At 40.6% G+C, this 17809-nt stretch carries 19 protein-coding genes and 1 pseudogene; 15 read left to right on the forward strand and 5 right to left on the reverse strand.

Annotated features, from left to right (window positions below):
- Positions 1-57: 57 nt before the first annotated feature.
- Positions 58-381: pseudogene (locus CAL6303_RS24495) on the forward strand (hypothetical protein); the annotation flags it as partial.
- A 551-nt stretch (positions 382-932) separates the two neighbouring features.
- Here CAL6303_RS24495 and CAL6303_RS24505 read toward each other — a convergent pair.
- Together CAL6303_RS24505 and CAL6303_RS24510 are read right to left on the reverse strand one after the other, a co-directional pair.
- Complete coding sequence (locus CAL6303_RS24505) at positions 933-1115, reverse strand: hypothetical protein (RefSeq protein ID WP_015200526.1); 183 nt, start codon at positions 1113-1115, stop codon at positions 933-935.
- Positions 1116-1200: 85 nt separating this feature from the next.
- Positions 1201-1518: a 2Fe-2S iron-sulfur cluster-binding protein gene (locus CAL6303_RS24510; RefSeq protein WP_015200527.1), complete on the reverse strand. Its 318-nt coding sequence runs from the start codon at positions 1516-1518 to the stop codon at positions 1201-1203.
- A gap of 305 nt (positions 1519-1823) precedes the next feature.
- On the opposite strand from CAL6303_RS24510, the gene acnB reads away from it, so the two are divergent.
- The 9 genes from acnB to CAL6303_RS24550 all read left to right on the forward strand — a co-directional run bounded on the left by acnB (position 1824) and on the right by CAL6303_RS24550 (position 11700).
- Positions 1824-4469, forward strand: a complete 2646-nt coding sequence (gene acnB / locus CAL6303_RS24515) for a bifunctional aconitate hydratase 2/2-methylisocitrate dehydratase (protein WP_015200528.1) — start codon at positions 1824-1826, stop codon at positions 4467-4469.
- Positions 4470-4523: 54 nt separating this feature from the next.
- Positions 4524-4940 carry a XisH family protein gene (locus tag CAL6303_RS24520; protein WP_015200529.1) on the forward strand — a complete coding sequence of 139 codons (417 nt, stop codon included), beginning with the start codon at positions 4524-4526 and terminating at the stop codon, positions 4938-4940.
- On the forward strand, positions 4928-5269 hold the full coding sequence (locus CAL6303_RS24525) for a XisI protein (RefSeq protein ID WP_015200530.1): 342 nt from the start codon (positions 4928-4930) through the stop codon (positions 5267-5269). Before CAL6303_RS24520 ends, CAL6303_RS24525 begins: the two co-directional genes overlap by 13 nt.
- A 106-nt stretch (positions 5270-5375) precedes the next feature.
- Positions 5376-5531 carry a hypothetical protein gene (locus tag CAL6303_RS30495; RefSeq protein ID WP_015200531.1) on the forward strand — a complete coding sequence of 52 codons (156 nt, stop codon included), beginning with the start codon at positions 5376-5378 and terminating at the stop codon, positions 5529-5531.
- 64 nt (positions 5532-5595) lie between these two features.
- The gene (locus CAL6303_RS24530; protein WP_015200532.1) at positions 5596-6348 is read left to right on the forward strand and encodes a YebC/PmpR family DNA-binding transcriptional regulator; all 753 of its coding nucleotides are present in this window, start codon (positions 5596-5598) and stop codon (positions 6346-6348) included.
- Between the two features lie 116 nt (positions 6349-6464).
- A complete protein-coding gene (locus CAL6303_RS24535; RefSeq protein WP_015200533.1) occupies positions 6465-6686 on the forward strand; it encodes a hypothetical protein in 222 nt (73 codons plus the stop codon).
- Complete coding sequence (locus tag CAL6303_RS24540; protein ID WP_015200534.1) at positions 6664-6921, forward strand: hypothetical protein; 258 nt, start codon at positions 6664-6666, stop codon at positions 6919-6921. Before CAL6303_RS24535 ends, CAL6303_RS24540 begins: the two co-directional genes overlap by 23 nt.
- A gap of 395 nt (positions 6922-7316) precedes the next feature.
- The gene (ptsP, locus tag CAL6303_RS24545) at positions 7317-9854 is read left to right on the forward strand and encodes a phosphoenolpyruvate--protein phosphotransferase (protein ID WP_015200535.1); all 2538 of its coding nucleotides are present in this window, start codon (positions 7317-7319) and stop codon (positions 9852-9854) included.
- Between the two features lie 433 nt (positions 9855-10287).
- Entirely contained in the window at positions 10288-11700 is a 1413-nt protein-coding gene (locus CAL6303_RS24550; RefSeq protein ID WP_015200536.1) for a cytochrome P450, read from the forward strand.
- A 207-nt stretch (positions 11701-11907) separates the two neighbouring features.
- Here CAL6303_RS24550 and CAL6303_RS24555 read toward each other — a convergent pair whose 3' ends face one another.
- Positions 11908-13344 (reverse strand): serine/threonine protein kinase, encoded by a 1437-nt coding sequence (locus tag CAL6303_RS24555; protein ID WP_015200537.1) that lies wholly within the window; start codon positions 13342-13344, stop codon positions 11908-11910.
- Positions 13345-13456: 112 nt separating this feature from the next.
- Positions 13457-14749, reverse strand: coding sequence for an RNA-guided endonuclease InsQ/TnpB family protein (locus tag CAL6303_RS24560; RefSeq protein ID WP_015200538.1), 1293 nt, complete (start codon positions 14747-14749; stop codon positions 13457-13459).
- Between the two features lie 54 nt (positions 14750-14803).
- Here CAL6303_RS24560 and CAL6303_RS24565 point away from each other — a divergent pair, with 54 nt between their 5' ends.
- The gene (locus CAL6303_RS24565; RefSeq protein ID WP_015200539.1) at positions 14804-14983 is read left to right on the forward strand and encodes a hypothetical protein; all 180 of its coding nucleotides are present in this window, start codon (positions 14804-14806) and stop codon (positions 14981-14983) included.
- A gap of 29 nt (positions 14984-15012) precedes the next feature.
- Here CAL6303_RS24565 and CAL6303_RS30500 read toward each other — a convergent pair whose 3' ends face one another.
- Positions 15013-15186, reverse strand: a complete 174-nt coding sequence (locus tag CAL6303_RS30500; protein WP_158333180.1) for a hypothetical protein — start codon at positions 15184-15186, stop codon at positions 15013-15015.
- Between the two features lie 26 nt (positions 15187-15212).
- Here CAL6303_RS30500 and CAL6303_RS30505 point away from each other — a divergent pair, with 26 nt between their 5' ends.
- The 4 genes from CAL6303_RS30505 to mtnB all read left to right on the forward strand — a co-directional run bounded on the left by CAL6303_RS30505 (position 15213) and on the right by mtnB (position 17549).
- Positions 15213-15380, forward strand: coding sequence for a hypothetical protein (locus CAL6303_RS30505; RefSeq protein ID WP_158333182.1), 168 nt, complete (start codon positions 15213-15215; stop codon positions 15378-15380).
- Between the two features lie 68 nt (positions 15381-15448).
- Complete coding sequence (locus tag CAL6303_RS24570) at positions 15449-16003, forward strand: 1,2-dihydroxy-3-keto-5-methylthiopentene dioxygenase (protein WP_015200540.1); 555 nt, start codon at positions 15449-15451, stop codon at positions 16001-16003.
- A 270-nt stretch (positions 16004-16273) separates the two neighbouring features.
- Positions 16274-16918, forward strand: a complete 645-nt coding sequence (locus tag CAL6303_RS24575) for an HAD-IB family phosphatase (protein WP_015200541.1) — start codon at positions 16274-16276, stop codon at positions 16916-16918.
- Positions 16911-17549 (forward strand): methylthioribulose 1-phosphate dehydratase, encoded by a 639-nt coding sequence (gene mtnB / locus CAL6303_RS24580; RefSeq protein WP_015200542.1) that lies wholly within the window; start codon positions 16911-16913, stop codon positions 17547-17549. Before CAL6303_RS24575 ends, mtnB begins: the two co-directional genes overlap by 8 nt.
- Positions 17550-17809 lie beyond the last annotated feature (260 nt).

The raw sequence follows: 17809 nt of genomic DNA on the forward strand, positions 1-17809 counted from the left end.
AATTAAGTCAGATTAACATTAATGTGTGACTTTGCCACAGTAGAAACGAGTAAAAATATGGCATACAGTGAATTTACGTTAACTAAATTTAAGAAAAGTTTCAATATTCAAGTCGATGAAATAGCTAATTTGTTTACTAGTATCCAGTCTTTGGAGACAAGCGAAGAATTTATCAATACCTTAGAAGAAACCACCGAACTAGCATTAGCTATCAATACAGAAAAAGCGCGTTCAGAGATGATTATTGTGCCAATATTACTAGAATTGAGGCGCAAAGCCAATTATCAAATCAGCTTGTTTTCAGGAAGTGATTTCACTGTCGATCTAAATCGAGGCTTGAATGGTTATTGCGATTTTATTATTAGCCATTCCAAGGAACAATGAACAATTAATATAGGATTACTATTTGATTTTTGAAAAGATACGTAGGGTGTGTATAGCCTTGCGGCATCCAAGAAAAGCGACAGCGCAACATTTATAAGGATTTGGTGCGTTACGAACTCCGTTCTAACAAACCCTACAATACCTAATTTTGTAAGTGCAAAGCACAGGCTACGCCAACAAAATTCAAACCGAATTCCTATAGACTTAATAACTGATACAGAAGTAATTGAAGTCAAAGATATTAAAAATTGGAAACACGCTGTTGGACAAATATTCGCCTACTGGTACTATTTAGATAATCGTGACGAACTATCTCCTAGAATCTATCTTTTTGGAGGTGACGGAATTGATGACAACAGAATTCAACTCTGCAAATCACTAACGAATAAGATCTTTTGCTTTGATGTAGAGGTAATTGTGACTTACTCAGAATAATGAGTACCGTAGGGTGCGTTAGGATAAAATCCGTAACGCACTATTGCCTGTGATTTGGTGCGTTAGCCTTCGACATAACACACCCTACGATTAAAAAAATTAATTAAAAAAGATTACACAGCTTCAACTTTTGTAATAACTGCTTCAACTTTAGCTTTTTGCTTTTCTACATCCACCTCAGTTACAGCCCAACGTAAAGGTTCCCCCTGTTTTTTCAATTCAGTTTCAATTGCTTGTTGTAATTCTGTGGGAGTTGATTGTAACTCAATTTCTGCGGAAATAAAATGTGTCGTCATGGTTTTTGTCCTAGTTGATTTGATTTATTGAGCTTGAAAACACCAGATTTATCATCTGAAATGCTATATTCTTACATCTTCAAAACTATTTACCAAATTGCTTTTGATAAACTACTTCTTCCTGATCAGTTATGATCTTTAAATCCGAACGGGGATAGGCAATACAAAGCAGTACATAACCATCCTTTTGTAAATCTGGACTCACACCCATACCTTCACTTTGATCTACTGTACCGCCATTAGTAATTTTTGCTGCACAAGTTGTACAAACACCAGCATGACAGGATGCGGGTAACTCCAAACCTGCTTGTTCTGCAACTGATAAAATAGTCTCAGTCTCAGGAACTTGAATTGTTAAATTTTGACCTTGATGAGTAAGTTCAATGGTATAAGTTTGAGTCATATTAAAAATTATGCTGATGCGACGAACAAATCGAGTGATTTCAACTGACAAGCCAGCTTTTAACTGTATTTTTGAAGCCGATGAAGAATTTGGATGAAAGCGGCTTCAATGTTAGAGAAAGTGGCTATACAGTGGTAATTATAAGCCCTTGCTAGACAAAAAAATGAATTTTAGGTAGGCACTGTGTTGAAGAAAATCCCTTATTCCTTTTTAACTAGGAAACTGCTAGCAAATCAAGGCTTATACTTTGCGGCTTTGGGTAACTATCAACACAGGTATTTTTGGATTGATATTTGGAGAATAAAATGTTGGAATCATACCGCAAAAACGTTGATGAGCGTGGAGCTTTGGGAATTCCCCCGCTACCTTTGGATGCAAAACAAACATCTGATTTGTGTGAATTACTGAAAAGTCCGCCAGTGGGTGAAGAAGAGACGCTGTTACATTTATTAAAAGATAGAGTACCACCTGGTGTTGATCCGGCGGCATACGTTAAAGCTGGTTTCCTAACTGGGATTGCCAAAGAAGAAATTACTAGTCCTTTGGTTTCCCCCATTGAAGCTGTGGAATTGCTGGGGACAATGCTGGGGGGTTACAATGTGCAATCTTTAATTGATTTGCTGCAAGTTCCCACTGTATCGGTTTCTGATTCCTCAGAAACACCTTTGGTGATGGGGGGACAGGGAAAAGAACCTATCGCAGCTTATGCAGCGGCAGCACTGAGCAAAATTTTGTTGGTGTATGATGCTTATCACGATGTTTTGGAGTTATCTCAAACTAACCCGTTTGCCAAGCGTGTGATAGATTCTTGGGCAGAGGCAGAATGGTTTACCTCTCGTCCCCAGCTGCCAGAATTTGTCAATGTCACCGTTTTTAAAGTCCCTGGGGAAACCAACACCGACGACTTGTCTCCCGCACAACATGCTACCACACGTCCCGATATTCCGATGCACGCTTTGGCAATGCTGGAAAGTCGGCAACCAGGAAGTTTAGAAACAATTAAAGAATTGAAGAAAAAAGGCTTTCCCGTTGCCTATGTAGGAGATGTGGTGGGTACGGGTTCCTCAAGAAAATCTGCCATAAATTCTGTGTTGTGGCATACGGGAAATGATATTCCATTTGTGCCAAATAAACGAGGTGGCGGGTATATAATTGGGAGTGCGATCGCGCCCATCTTTTTCAACACTGCTGAAGACTCTGGTGCTTTACCGATTGAGTGTGATATCAGCAAGTTGGAAACGGGGATGGTAATTACGATTTATCCCTACAAAGGTCAAATTACCAACGAAAACGGCGAAATTATTTCTACATTTCAACTCAAACCCGACACCATTTTAGATGAAGTTCGCGCTGGGGGACGCATCCCTTTATTAATTGGACGTACCCTCACCGATAAAACCCGTGCAGCATTAGGGTTAGAACCAAGTACATTATTTACTCGTCCCCAATCTCCTGAAGATACCGGAAAAGGCTACACCCTAGCTCAAAAAATGGTTGGTAAAGCCTCCGGTTTACCTGGTGTTCGTCCCGGTACATCCTGCGAACCCATTATGACTACCGTTGGTTCCCAAGATACCACAGGACCAATGACCCGCGATGAACTCAAAGAACTCGCATGTTTGGGTTTCTCCGCAGACTTGGTGATGCAAAGCTTCTGTCATACCGCAGCATACCCCAAACCAGTGGACATCAAAACCCATGCTGAACTTCCCGATTTTATTGCTCAACGGGGTGGTGTGGCGCTGCGTCCTGGTGATGGTATCATCCACTCATGGTTAAATAGGATGCTACTACCGGACACCGTAGGTACTGGTGGAGACTCCCATACCCGGTTTCCCTTGGGTATTTCCTTTCCCGCAGGTTCCGGTTTAGTGGCATTTGCCGCAGCTTTGGGGGTAATGCCGTTAGATATGCCAGAATCTGTATTAGTACGCTTTAAAGGGGAATTGCAACCCGGTGTCACCCTGCGAGATGTCGTTAATGCTATCCCTTACGTAGCAATTCAAAAAGGTTTACTAACAGTCGAGAAACAGAACAAGAAAAATATCTTCGCTGGCAAAATCTTGGAAATTGAAGGTTTACCAGATTTGAAAGTCGAACAAGCATTTGAACTTACCGATGCTTCCGCCGAGCGTTCCTGTGCTGGCTGTACAATTAAACTCAGTAGCGAAACTGTTTCTGAATACATCCGTTCCAACGTTGCACTGTTGAAAAATATGGTTGCAAGGGGTTATGGAGATGCTAGAACCATTATGCGTCGTGTAAATAAGATGGAGGAATGGTTAGCAAATCCAGTATTAATGGAGGCAGATGCAGATGCGGAATATGCGGAAATAATCGAAATTGATTTGAACGAAATCAAAGAACCCATTGTTGCTGCACCCAACGACCCTGATAATATCAAGTTACTATCAGAAGTTGCCAATGACCCCGTACAGGAAGTATTTGTTGGTTCCTGCATGACGAATATTGGACATTATCGCGCAACAGCGAAGGTATTAGAAGGTGCAGGAAAAGTAAACGCCAGATTGTGGATAGCACCCCCAACTCGGATGGATGAAACCCAGTTGAAGAAAGAAGGAATTTACGACATTTTTGTCGCTGCAAATGCTCGCACAGAAATGCCAGGATGTAGTTTATGTATGGGGAATCAAGCGCGTGTTGAAGATGGAACAACGGTGTTTTCAACCTCTACAAGAAACTTCAATAATCGCATGGGTAAAGATGCCCAAGTTTACCTTGGTTCGGCAGAGTTAGCAGCAGTATGTGCGCTGTTAGGTAGAATTCCCACCGTGCAGGAATATCTTGATATTGTTGGGGAGAAAATTCAGCCTTTTGCTGATGATTTATATCGGTATTTGAACTTTAATCAAATATCAGGATTTGAGGATGAAGGTAGGGTGATTAGTAAGGAAGAAGAAGCAAAGATTTTGGAAGTCAGCTTAAAGTAGTATAATTTGCAGAAGGTGGATACCATCCACCTTACTGTGATTACAAATAGAATAATGCCAGCAAAAGATATCTACCATGACGCAGTTAAAAATGCTTTAATTAAAGATGGATGGATAATTACAGCCGATCCTTATCCAATTAAATATGAAGAAATCAAATTGTTTGCTGATATGGCTGGAGAGAAAACCATCGCTGCCAATAAACAAGAAAAACAAATTGTTGTTGAAGTGAAAAGTTTTCTAAGTCGTTCACCAATGCGTGATTTTGAAACTGCATTAGGTCAGTATCTAATTTATAAAGCTTTTCTCTCTGTTGAACATCCCGAACAGGAATTATATTTGGCGATAATTCAAAAAATTTATGATGATTTTTTCCAAAAAGTTGCCATTCAATTCATTTTAGTAAAATATCAAGTCTCACTAATAATAGTTGATTTGGATAAAGAGGAGATTATACAATGGACAAGTTAACTAATTATCAAAATATAATAAAGCAAGTTTTAACTGAATATCAAAGGATATCAGCACAAGTTCCTGTGCTTGATGTTGATGAAGTATTAATGTTTGATGATGAAAGAAGTCACTACCTTTGGTTTAATATTGGTTGGAAACAAGGAAAAAGAGTTAAAGGTATTTCTGTATATGTTCGTATAAAAAATGAGAAAGTTTATATTGAGGAAGATTGGACAGAGGAGGGAATGGCAACCGAGTTAATGCAGTTAGGTGTTCCCACTAGTGATATTGTGCTGGCTTTTCAGCCTCCAGAAGTGAGAAAATATACTGAGTTTGCAACAGCATAATTAGTATTAGAGAATATGTAGACACGATATGCTTTGTCTTTGCGATGTCAAAGACAAGCTGCTTTGCATCTACGCACTCTCTCTCGGAATTTAGGCTAAATTGAGAATGCGATACCACAAAGTGGTTGCCAAGGGCAGCGCAATAGCTAAAATCTCAATGCAAACTGATAAATACCTGTTTGCACAAGAACTCATCACCGATACCGAAGGTAATATTCGGAAAATGGTGATTGATTTTAAGTTTTCGATTTACTTAAATTAGACTAAACTGTATTTAACTCAGCTAAGAACCCCTATAATTAGCAGTCTCATCAATAGTTTAAGTTATGTCAGGACATAGTAAATGGGCAACTATTAAACGTCAGAAGGCAGTGGTTGATGCCAAAAAGGGTAAAACTTTCACGCAGCTTTCACGGGCGATAATTGTAGCAGTACGTAATGGGATTCCTGATCCGAGTGGTAACTTTCAATTGCGAACAGCAATCGAAAAAGCCAAAGCAGCGGGTATTCCCAATGATAATATCGAACGCGCGATCGCTAAAGGAGCAGGAACCTTTAATGACGGTAGCATTTTTGAGTCGATCCGTTATGAAGGTTATGGTTGTGGTGGTGTGGCGATTATCGTTGAGGCTTTTACCGACAACCGCAACCGTACAGCGGCAGATTTACGGGTAGCTTTTAGTAAGAATGGTGGAAACTTGGGGGAAACTGGCTGTGTCAGTTGGATGTTTGAACAAAAAGCCGTGTGTGTAGTTACGGGTGTTAAAGACGAAGACAAGCTGCTAGAAGCATCCTTAGAGGGTGGTGCGGAAACTTATGAAATGGTGGATGCTGGTGTTTCTGAGGTTTTTACAGATATTAGCAATTTGGAAAATTTGAGCCAAACATTGAAAACAGCAGGCTTTACCGTCAGCGATGCCGAATGGAGATGGCTACCTAGTAATTATGTCGAAATAGTCGATTCAGAGCAAGCGCGATCGCTTTTTAAGCTAATCGACACTTTGGAAACTTTGGATGATGTGCAAAATGTCACCGCTAATTTTGAAATGTCAGAACAGTTAATGGATTTAGGTGTTTAAAACCTCAAAGCTTTTCCTTGGCACCCTACTTTTAAATTCCCAAAACACTCAAATAAATAAAGCCATATATCAAATTAGCGATAATATAAAAATGCCCTTGAGATGTGAAATATCTTATGAACACTAGGCTAGAAGTTGAATCGGCTATCAAGCAATTACCAGAGAGTGAAGTTCGCAATCTGGCAAAGTGGCTGCAAGAATATCTGGATGAAATGTGGGATCAACAAATCGAAACTGACTTAGCATCAGGAAAGTTAGATCGTCTAATTGCTCAAGCAGAAGCGGATATTGCTGTACACAATGTGAGGGATTTGAATGAAGTCCTTTGCGACGGCTGATTTTTGGAAAGCGTATGCTGAATTATCACCTGAAATTAAAGAGCAAGCGCAGAAAGCTTATCAACTTTGGCAGGAAAACTCACTTCACCCGTCTCTACATTTCAAAAAGGTTGGTAAAAATCTTTGGTCTGCTCGTATTAGTGGTGGGTATCGAGCATTAGCCTTAAAAAGTGGTGATGATTATTATTGGATTTGGATTGGTAATCACGATGAATATGAGAGTTTTTTAAATTAGGAATCTGAATTAACATAAGTTCGATGTATTTAAAAAACCCCACTTCCATTTCTCTCCCCCACAGGGAGAGGGGCTTTGATTCTTACTCCCCTTCCCTTGTAGGAAGGGGTTGGGGGTTAGGTTTATGAGGCTTTGATGTTACTAAAAATACTTTTCAAATATCCTCTTAAAGTAGCAAGCTATGGAGGGAGGTTCATCTAAACTAACGTTTAATTAAAAATCACCGCAAATCTGAGACTTTTGACTGTTTGGGTACGGGTATAGTTATTACCTAGGCAAAAATTATGTTACCTAAACCTCTGTTCTGTTTGATTGCGTTAACGATCTGAGATGCCCAAGATTGAGTTAGAGTAACTGCATAGGCGAAAACTGGCAATCAAGTTGATGGTGTTCCTGTGGTTGGAATTGTGATCGTTTCTCACAGTCGTCTACTGGCAGAAGGTGTGCGGGAACTGGCACTGCAAATGGTTCCCGATTATATTTCCTTGGCAATTGCGGCTGGAATTGATGATGTTGATGATCATCAACTTGGAACTGATGTGCTCCAGGTTCAAGCTGCCATTGAGTCAGTATATGGCGATGGGGGAGTTTTGGTGTTGATGGATTTGGGTAGTGCTTTGATGAGTGCGGAAATGGCACTGGAATTATTACCCGAAGAAAAACGCCACAATGTTTATTTATGTGAAGCCCCTTTGGTGGAAGGCGCGATCGCTGCCACAATTTCAGCGGCTGCTGGTAACGATCTTTCCCAAGTTATCGCCGAAGCGCGTGCTGCTTTGGCGGCTAAGGGTTCCCAATTAGGAGTTGTCAGCAGTTCTTTATTAATTGCTGACAAAAATCAACTTCCTCCAGTTGACGATGCTCCAGTTCTAGAAATACGCTTGCGAGTCAGTAATAAACTGGGTCTACATGCCCGTCCCGCAGCTAAATTTGTGGCAACTGCGGCTAAATTTGAATCGCAAGTTAAAGTAAAAAATATTACCCGCTCCACTGTATTTGTCCGGGCAAACAGCATCAACCAAGTGACGATGTTGGGGGTTCGCCATGGTCACGAATTGGCAATTACAGCCAGTGGTACAGATGCCGAAGCTGCTTTAGCAGCAATGAAGGAACTAGTAGAAAGTCACTTTGGTGAGGATGAAACCGCAATTTGGCAGCCAGGAGATGGAGATACACGCCCCTATCGCTCCTCGGTAACTTCAGATTTACGAGGAATATCGGCTTCACCAGGAGTTGCGATCGCGCCTAGCGTTCTCTACATTAATACTCCTTTACCTCGTTACCAATTACCAACGGCTCCTCTTCAGCAATATCATGTAGAGAATTCAGAAAATGAGTGGCAAAGACTACAAAATACAATTCAAGCAGCACATCAAGAAATTGAAATTTTATTGTCGGAAACATCCACCCAAATTGGTGATAATGAGGCGGCAATTTTCGATGCTCACCTGTTATTTTTAGAAGATCCTTTAGTATTAGAAGCCCTTCAGCAACATATATTTGTTGAACATCTCAACGCCGTAGCCGCTTGGCAAGCTGTTGTTGATGAATTAGCAAATCAGTATCGTACCCAGGAAGATATGTATCTGAGGGCGCGTGCAGCCGATGTGATGGATGTTGGTCAGCGGGTACTCCGATTATTGGCGGGAATTGCCGCCACAAGTTTGAGCTTTACAGAACCTGTAATTTTAATTGCAACCGATTTAACCCCGTCAGATACCGCGAAACTCGACCCTGCAAACGTTTTAGGAATTTGTACCACCAGTGGTAGCCCCACATCCCACACCGCAATTATCGCCCGCTCGTTGGGTATTCCGGCTGTCGTGGGAGTTCCCGAAAGTTTGCTGCAAGTGGCAGATGGAACCATGGTGGCATTGGATGGGGAAACAGGGAATGTGTGGATTGAACCAGATGCCGAAATTATTGCTTCCCTTACCACAAAAAGGGAGGCTTGGCAATCGTCCCAGCATCAAGCTACTATCAATGTCCACCAATTGGCAATTAGCTTAGATGGGCGGCAAATTGAAGTATTAGCAAATATCGGTGGTGTTGCGGATGCCCAAATAGCTTTAGGATTAGGGGCTGAGGGAGTGGGTTTACTCAGAACAGAATTCCTGTTTTTGGATCGGATGGCACCCCCCAGCGAATCAGAACAGTATGAGGTGTATCATGCGATCGCACAAATTTTTCCGAACCAACCAGTCATCATCCGCACCCTCGATATTGGTGGCGATAAACCCCTACCATATTTAAATTTACCCCAAGAAAATAACCCATTTTTAGGTTGGCGAGGAATTCGTTTTTGTTTATCTCGTGACGAACTATTTAAAATCCAATTACGGGCAATTTTGCGGGCAAGTACCAGCGGCAAATTCAAAATCATGTTCCCGATGATTTCCACTGTCACAGAATTACAAGCGGCAAAGTTGATTTTTAGAGAAGTTCAAACCGAACTGCGACAGGCAAAAATACCCTTTGATGAAAAAATCGATATTGGGATTATGATTGAAGTCCCTTCGGCTGTGGTAATTGCCGATCAATTAGCTCCCAAAGTAGACTTCTTTAGTATTGGTACCAACGACTTAAGCCAGTATGTCATGGCGTGCGATCGCACAAATCCCCAAGTGGCAGATTTAGCCGACGCTTTCCACCCCGCAGTTTTACGCATGGTGCAACAAACCATCAAAGCTGGACATGCAGCGGGAATCAAAATTGGCATGTGTGGGGAACTCGCTTCTGATCCTTTCGCAGCACCCATTCTCCTGGGATTAGGCTTAGATGATGTTAGCCTCAACCCCCAAGCAATCCCCAACTTCAAATCCGCAATTTCCCATCTTACAGTCCCCGAAGCCGAAGCTATTGCCTTTGAAGCCCTAAATTTGGACTCTGCGGCTAAAGTGCGATCGCTTATTTCCACTTTTAGTTATCTTTAGAGATTTTGGTAAGTAGGTGGGTAGAAATAAACAGAACTATATAACAAAATGTAAATTTACCTCAAAGTCTTACCGCTACTCACTACTCACTATTCACTACTCCCTGATCACAACGATAATTTTCCCACTCACCTACTTATTCCCATAGCTTTAACGCCAGATAATAATTTTCATCAACCTAGATTTCCAACTTCAGCATCATAAGTTTTAAGTTGAAATTAACTTGTCAAACTTGCCTTGTGCAACCAAGAAATAGTACGCAGACTGAAGCAGGCGTGGAATTATAGAAAATCTAGGGAATTCGATACTTGTGTGTACACCGTAGTTCGGTAAGGGTAGGATACATGATAGGGTGGGTGAGGTACTTATTTAACTTACAAAGTTAATAATTTGATCAAGAAATAATTGCAACAGTTTATTACAAATTAAAAAAATGGCACTACCAAATCCTGTAAAAATCCCTACTTTTGTTCAGATATTACGTTGGTTTGTATCCCCTTTATCCCTACTAGAAGAATGTACTAAAAACTACGGAGATATTTTTACGCTGTCTGTTAGTCCCCAATTAACTCCAGTAGTAATTGTTAGCAATCCTGTCGCCCTACAGCAGATATTAACAGGTGATTCCTCCGGAAATTTTAGCGCACCTGGTTATAAAAACTCTACATTTGGTTCAATATTTGGACCATCTTCTCTGATTTCCATAAGCTCTACAGAACATCAGCGTCAACGTCAACTACTGACACCTGCGTTTCATGGTGACAGGATGCGTAGCTATGCTGGAACTATACGTGATATTACTGAAGGAGTAATGGGCACTTTGGAAACAGATAAATCCTTTTCTACACGAGATATTACTCAAGCCATTAGTTTGCGGACAATCGTCAAGCTAGTATTTGGATTTTATGAAGGTGAAAGTGCAAAGCAGATGGAAAATCTGCTGAATGAGATGCTAAATAACATCAGTTCTCCTGGTGGTGCAGCTATGCTTTATTTGAGGTTTTTACAAAGAGATTGGGGAAGCTGGAGTCCTTGGAATAAGCATATAAAATTACAACAAGAGATAGATAATTTACTTTATTCAGAAATTAAACAGCGGAGGAAACAAGCAGATACATCGAAAAGCGATATTTTGAGTTTGATGATGTCTGCTAGAGATGAAGCTGGTGAATCGATGAGCGATCAAGAATTGCGGGATGAATTATTAACTTTATTGATTGCAGGTCAGGAAACCACTGCTACTGCTTTAGCTTGGGCTTTATACTGGATTCATAAATTACCAGCAGTTCGAGAAAAATTGCTAGCAGAAATTGATAGTTTATATGAGAATTCATCGGATAATTCTGATATTAATGCCATAAATAAATTACCCTATCTCAATGCGGTTTGCTGTGAAACTCTACGAATTTACCCAGTGGCAATGCAAACTTTTATCCGCAGAGTTGAAAAGCCATTACAAATTTCTGGATATGATTTGCAACCAGGTACTTTATTATATGGGAGTGTTTATTTAACCCATCAACGTCAAGATTTATATCCAGAACCTAAACAATTTCGCCCCGAACGTTTTTTAGAAAAGCAATTCTCTCCCTATGAATTCCTCCCATTTGGTGGTGGTGTGAGACGCTGTATTGGTGCAGCTTTTGCTTTATTTGAAATGAAGGTTGTACTTGTGAAAATACTGTCCACATATTCACTAAACTTAGTAGATAATATTGAAGTTCAACCAAAGAGACGTGGTTTAGTTACTGCACCAGCATCTCCGATAAATATGGTGATTACTGGTAGAAGAAATAGCTCGAATATAAATTCTCTTTCCCAAGACTCCTTAAGTGCAAGAAGCTAGGCGATGTCTACGACGGGCTACGCCTACGCACTTTTGGCAATAACGTTAATGTGGGGATGAGCGAAGCTGAATCCTTCGGCGATCGCATTCTAGATGAAAGGGTTGATTTAGCGTTCTAGTCGGCAAGCGATCGCATGGTTGGATTAATATTCGGTACTGCTGCCAATCCCTAGTTTATCCCAGCTTAACTACAATCAACAGCAAGACCTAATTACAAGTCTTTTTAGTCCGACTTTTCCAAATCCAACCCTCTTGGGGAGCGCTAATTTCCAACCAACCACCTTCTTCTTTACCAGTAATTGTCACTTTAGTTCCGGCTTTTATCACTTCTCCAGTTCTTCTGCGTCCAGATGTAGAGCGTAAATTGGATGAACTGGTGACAACAAAACAATTATTTTTTTCTTCGGTTTTTGCTTGTTCGGGTTTATTAGTAGGAACTGTTTGAGTTTGATTTTGAGCGTTAGAAATCGGGGTTTGTTGTGATTTGTTATTTCCGGAAATTGAATTGCCTACAATTAACAGTAATATCAATCCTGATCCAATTAATAATGGTAATTTGTAGGGAAATTTGCTCAGGGAATTTGAGTACAATTGCAGGTTGTGAGTTGATTGTTGCTGATGGGTTGGAGGAGATGCTACATTTCTTGCTAAGGTGGCTGTAGGTCTAGATTCTAGTGTATTGGGATTAGTTGGGGGAATGTAGGCTGGCTTTGCGAGTTTTTGTAGCGATCGCAGTGCCAGGAGGGTATTTTGATAAACTTTTTGGATACATTGGTTGCCCTTTTGCTGGAAAATAGCAACTAAGGGTTGGGATGTATAGGAACTTGAGGAAGCCAATGCTTGTAGTGCTTCGGTTGCTGACTGATAACGATATTTAAAATAGTGACGTACCATTTTCGTAATATTAGCGATCAGTTGTTTGTTACTTTGGGCATAATTCTGCCAAATTAGCTCCCCGGTTTCTGGATCTTCTGGTAACTGGGTGGGATGTAAACCTGTTAAAGCTTGGACTCCAATTATACCCAGGGCGTAAATATCGCTGCTGGGTCTGGGTCTACCTTGTCCTTGTTCGCTTGGCATGTATCCTGGAGTACCAATAGCTACTGTAGGATTTTGCTGTAATTCTTGAGTCATCAGTGAATGCATCTTCACTTGTTTGACAGCACCAAAGTCCACCAAAACTAACTTATTGTCAGACTTACGACGGATGATATTATCTGGTTTGATATCACGATGGATAACTCCGTTATTGTGGATAAATTCTAGGATAGATAAGACTTCCCAAAGCATGTGTGTTACTTGTTCAGCACTCCACTGCATTCCTGGTATCAGTTCTTCTGAAAGTGGATGTCCGGGAATAAATTCCTGTACTAGAAAAAATTCTCCTTCTTGCTCAAAGTATGCTAGCAATTGGGGTATTTGGTCATGTTTGCCTAGTTTTTCCAGAGTTTCTGCTTCGCTATTAAACAAGCGTCTGGCTGTATGTAAAAATTCTGGATCGTCGGTTGCGGGTTTTAGTTGTTTCACCACACAAGTAGGATTACCAGGACGACGTGTATCTTGACCTATATAAGTATGCCCAAATCCGCCTCTACCTAATACTTCTACAACCTGATAGCGCTGGTCTAATAATCTACCAATCATAATTTGTGTTTCTATAAAATTAATTATTTACACTCTTTACTTTTTCTCACACAACAGGTTTTTTCAGGATTAGGTAAATAAAACTATGATTAGTATACATGCAATTCAGTAATTAAGCTTCCCCGGTCTGAAGACGCGGGGATTTCTGAAGAGTCCATAAACGAACTTTCTTAGGCTGACTTAAACAACCTCTACACACTCCAACTAAGTCAAACTTAGTCATTGTGGCTACTTTGCGAATAATGTTTGCAGCGCCGTTACAATCGGCATTTATCTTGATTCCGGTTCCTGTCTTGAATAGACCACGATTGGTTCTAACTCCGCTACTTTTCCACCCTTCGGGTTTTGCACCGAACTTAGGTAGAACATCATTATCTAAAAATGATGTCTTGGAGGTATAACTTTCTTCGGTTTCAATGAATTCTATTCCGTATTGTTCACACAACTGTTCAATGCGGTTTTTTAGTTTTGCGGTAGGGATTTGAACAAATTTTTGATTGTTCTTTTTTCCCATATTTGCACCATCTTTTTGCCCTTGGTTCCATCCAAAGACTATCGAGCCGATTTTGTTGTCAAGGCAGTGGTTGATTACGATTCTTGCTGCTTTGTTAACAGCATCACGCATTTGTCTATTACGCTTCTCTGTCAATGCTGCAAGCTTGTTAGACCAAAAACCTTGAGGTTTGTTCTCTTTGATTTTGGCTACAGATTTGTTATACCACTGGTTTAAGCTTTTAAGATGCAAACCATCAACAATAAAACTTGTACCAACGTTAGAGACACAAGTTAACCAATTATTTAACCCGTGGTCGATGCCTAACACTTTTGTTTTATCAAGATTGACAACAACATTGGGAGATTGATAAACAAATTCCGCATAAAAACATCTGTTTCTTGGTAAAATCCTAACCTCTCGGATGGATTTAAAATCTAGATTGGTAGGTATTGGAAGATAAAAACCATCAACCCCAAACCAAGTTTTTACCAGACTACCCAATGGGAATCTAATCAATCCATCTTTCAACTTAAGGGAACGTCCGGTAAATGTAGCTAAGACTAAACCTCCAGATGTTCTGTAATTTGGTAGTCTCGGTTTTTGGGTAACAGTACCCTTTTTAATACCTTTAACCAATCCGACATAAGACTTAAAAGATTCCGCCACGCCAGTCAATATTTGTTGTGCCGTATCTGAATACAAAGCTTGATAGTGCTTATTCTTTTGAATAGTCCCTATCTGTTTATGTAAATCGACTTTACTAGGAAATTTACCTGTTTTGAAATAATATTGACGACTGTAGTAAACTCCGCAGTTAATCAAGTTATTCGCTTCGGTACAAACATATTCCAACAAAGCTTTTGTATTCTTGTCAGGACTAATTAAAATTTGTTGGCATCCGTAGTTCATTGCTAATTTATTTTAGTACTATAGTTAGTATATCAACATTTACAGTAAATAAGAATGCCATTCCAGAAAAAAAATAAATTAGGATTTACTAGTACACAACCTTTTGATAAAGACCCTGTTTGTTTCAAGGTGTTACCCGGTATAAAGGACAAATTAAAAACCGTTCCTGACTGGCAAGAACGGCTAAGGGAGTTTGTTGATAAGATAATAGAAGAAAATATTGACGGCAGTTAAAACTGCCCGTGTCGTTTTTCCTCCCTGGGCTAAAGCCACAGGTCTTCCAAACTCCCGGTTATTCTACGTGATTTTGCTTCGGTTCTAAAGAAATAACGCCATACTCGTTCCCAGTCATTACGCGATCGCGCTATTTCCTCCGCTCCATTTAGAACTAGCGATCGCCTTGGAAAATCATAGAAGAGTCGCTGAAAAGCCCACACTCACGAGTCAGGTGAGTGTGTGGAGCATGTCACAAAACTTATTCTTGGTTCGTTTTGGTGAGGTTGATTCTCAATTAGTAGCAATCATTCCATGGATTACCCGTTTATCGAGTCAGGAGTATGCAACTTTATTGTTAGAATTACCAAATTTACCGTGTGACGATTTATTAGTGAGATCTGGATCGCAAAATTAGTTCTCCAGTTATTTTGCGTGAAAAAATTTGCTAAATTATTAAGGTGGCTGATATCACAGGAGGCAACCATGGCTATTTTAAAACGGGAAGATGGTAGTGTTTCTACAGAAATAGCAGAAATTGTTGAAGAATTGGCACCGCTGGGAATTCAACTTAATTACTGGTCGGTGGGAGAGGACGAAAATCTGCAAGAATTACTAAAGCGCGATCGCTTAACTGATTCAGAGAAGGAAACTGTTCTTCAAGGATTGGATCACTATTTCGCACAACTCCAAGAAAGTGGTGGCTATACTTCGCGGGATTTAATTGTTCTATATCCCGAAGTTCCTAATCTCGACACAATGCTGCAAAAATTTGACAAGGTTCATACCCACGCAGATGATGAGGTGCGCTACATTGTCGCTGGTGAGGGAATTTTCGGTTTTGTTCGTCCTGATGGTAGTCAAGTTGAGTTGACGGTACAACCCCAAGAGTATATTAATGTCCCGGCGGGGACTGAACATTGGTTTTATCTCACACCTGCGCGTTGTGTGAAAGCTGTAAGGTATTTCTGTGGAACTAGCGGTTGGGTTCCAGAATATACCGAAACTCAGATTCGGACTCGTCAAGAAGTAGGGGTGTAGAAAACTCCTGTCTTTTGATCAATAGTAGGGAGTTTAATATCCGTACTAGTCTGTCAAGATAAAAATGAAGGTTGTAGAAACCTAGCAGTGTTACGTCTCTACCGGATTGTGGATGTGTACGTAACCGTCAAAATAAAATTGACAGACTACTACTACCCACTGCCTTCTTCAAATAGCCAATTGCATAATGTTACTACATTGTCAACAGAGTTATAGTGAGGCGTGATGTATCAGGTCTCCGCATTTCAAATTTGATATGAATATTTAACTGTGAAACCCATTGTTTTCTGCGATTTTGACGGGACAATAACCGCTCAAGAAACCTTTGTTGCTGTTCTGAGGCAGTTTTCCCCGGAATTAGCTGCTGAGTTAATTCCCCAAATGTACGAACTTAAAATTACTTTGCGTGAGGGTGTGCGGCGAATTTTAGAATCCATCCCTTCATCCAAATTACCAGAAATTCTTGAATTTGCCCAGTCGCAAGCAATGAGGGGAGGATTTTCAGAGTTTTTAGATTTTCTGGAGTCTCAAAATATCCAATTTGTGGTTATTTCCGGTGGTTTAAGGGTGATGGTGGAGACGGTATTGGGAAAAGAACTAATTAAAAAAGTTACAGCTATCCATGCTATTGATGTTGATACAACTGGTTCCCACCTGCGAGTGATATCTAACTATGAAGGGGAGACGGAGTTAGTTGATAAAGTCAAAGTGATGTCTTTGTATCAGACACAGCAGGCAATTGCCATCGGGGATTCAGTTACAGATTTGAATATGGCACTAAATGTCCCTTTGGTGTTCGCACGCGATCGCTTAAAAGTATATCTCCACCAACGGCAAAAGCCATATATTGATTGGCAGGACTTTTGGGAAATACGCAATCTATTAAGTTCAAAATTTCTTGAGTTCCATGACTGACTTACAAAAAATCACAAAATCTGACCCGCGTCAAGAATTAATTGACGCTGCTGCTTACTTCCATAGTCAAGGTTGGATGTGGGGAACCGGGGGAAATTTATCCGCTAAAGTTGCTGATGGCAGCTTCTGGATTACAGCTAGCGGACAATCTAAAGGTAAGCTAACTCCAGATGGTTTTGTCAGAATCTTCCCGAACGCAGATGTGTATCAACCAACACCCAGCGCTAAACCATCTGCCGAAACATCGATTCACCAAGCGGTATACAGTTGTTTTCCGGATGCTCAAGCTTGCTTTCATGTTCATTCTGTAGAAGCAAACTTAGTTTCTCGCTTCGTCACAGGGGATGAATTACCCTTACCAGCGATTGAAATGCTAAAAGGTTTAGGAATGTGGGATGAAAATCCTGAGTGTGTGATGCCGATTTTTAGCAATCATCACCAAGTACCGCAGATTGCTGAGGATATGCGATCGCGTTTTCATTATAAACCAACCCAAATCCCAGCTTTGCTAATTCGTGATCATGGTGTCACAGTTTGGGGGAAATCAATTGAAGCTACCCGAAACTATATCGAAGTTGCTGAATACATTTTTCGTTATTTGCTAGAAGCCAGAAAATTAGGACAAAATTAATTAGGATCTGCTGTAAATCCCTCACTCCGTCTCTTGTTGAAAATCCCAGTCTCACAGCACAAGTCTATTTCAATGGACTAAAAACCAAAAATATTCAGTCATCTTGTAGATGATTTCAGCTATTAGACGGCGAGCCGCGCGTTGCGGGGGTTTCCCCCGTTGTAGCGACTGCGGTGGGTTTCAACCGTTGGCGCTCGTGGGATTATAGAAAATCTAGAGAATTCAACACTTGTGTGTACACCCTAAGCGCTTCGGGTAGG

The sequence above is a fragment of the Calothrix sp. PCC 6303 genome, assembly GCF_000317435.1.
GTDB lineage: Bacteria > Cyanobacteriota > Cyanobacteriia > Cyanobacteriales > Nostocaceae > PCC-6303.

Coding starts and splice junctions, on each gene's coding strand:
- CAL6303_RS24505 (WP_015200526.1), bottom strand. CDS start 1,115: ATGACGACACATTTTATTTCCGCAGAAATTGAGTTACAATCAACTCCC.
- CAL6303_RS24510 (WP_015200527.1), bottom strand. CDS start 1,518: ATGACTCAAACTTATACCATTGAACTTACTCATCAAGGTCAAAATTTA.
- acnB (WP_015200528.1), top strand. CDS start 1,824: ATGTTGGAATCATACCGCAAAAACGTTGATGAGCGTGGAGCTTTGGGA.
- CAL6303_RS24520 (WP_015200529.1), top strand. CDS start 4,524: ATGCCAGCAAAAGATATCTACCATGACGCAGTTAAAAATGCTTTAATT.
- CAL6303_RS24525 (WP_015200530.1), top strand. CDS start 4,928: ATGGACAAGTTAACTAATTATCAAAATATAATAAAGCAAGTTTTAACT.
- CAL6303_RS30495 (WP_015200531.1), top strand. CDS start 5,376: ATGCGATACCACAAAGTGGTTGCCAAGGGCAGCGCAATAGCTAAAATC.
- CAL6303_RS24530 (WP_015200532.1), top strand. CDS start 5,596: ATGTCAGGACATAGTAAATGGGCAACTATTAAACGTCAGAAGGCAGTG.
- CAL6303_RS24535 (WP_015200533.1), top strand. CDS start 6,465: ATGAACACTAGGCTAGAAGTTGAATCGGCTATCAAGCAATTACCAGAG.
- CAL6303_RS24540 (WP_015200534.1), top strand. CDS start 6,664: ATGAAGTCCTTTGCGACGGCTGATTTTTGGAAAGCGTATGCTGAATTA.
- CAL6303_RS24550 (WP_015200536.1), top strand. CDS start 10,288: ATGGCACTACCAAATCCTGTAAAAATCCCTACTTTTGTTCAGATATTA.
- CAL6303_RS24555 (WP_015200537.1), bottom strand. CDS start 13,344: ATGATTGGTAGATTATTAGACCAGCGCTATCAGGTTGTAGAAGTATTA.
- CAL6303_RS24560 (WP_015200538.1), bottom strand. CDS start 14,749: ATGAACTACGGATGCCAACAAATTTTAATTAGTCCTGACAAGAATACA.
- CAL6303_RS24565 (WP_015200539.1), top strand. CDS start 14,804: ATGCCATTCCAGAAAAAAAATAAATTAGGATTTACTAGTACACAACCT.
- CAL6303_RS30505 (WP_158333182.1), top strand. CDS start 15,213: ATGTCACAAAACTTATTCTTGGTTCGTTTTGGTGAGGTTGATTCTCAA.
- CAL6303_RS24570 (WP_015200540.1), top strand. CDS start 15,449: ATGGCTATTTTAAAACGGGAAGATGGTAGTGTTTCTACAGAAATAGCA.
- mtnB (WP_015200542.1), top strand. CDS start 16,911: ATGACTGACTTACAAAAAATCACAAAATCTGACCCGCGTCAAGAATTA.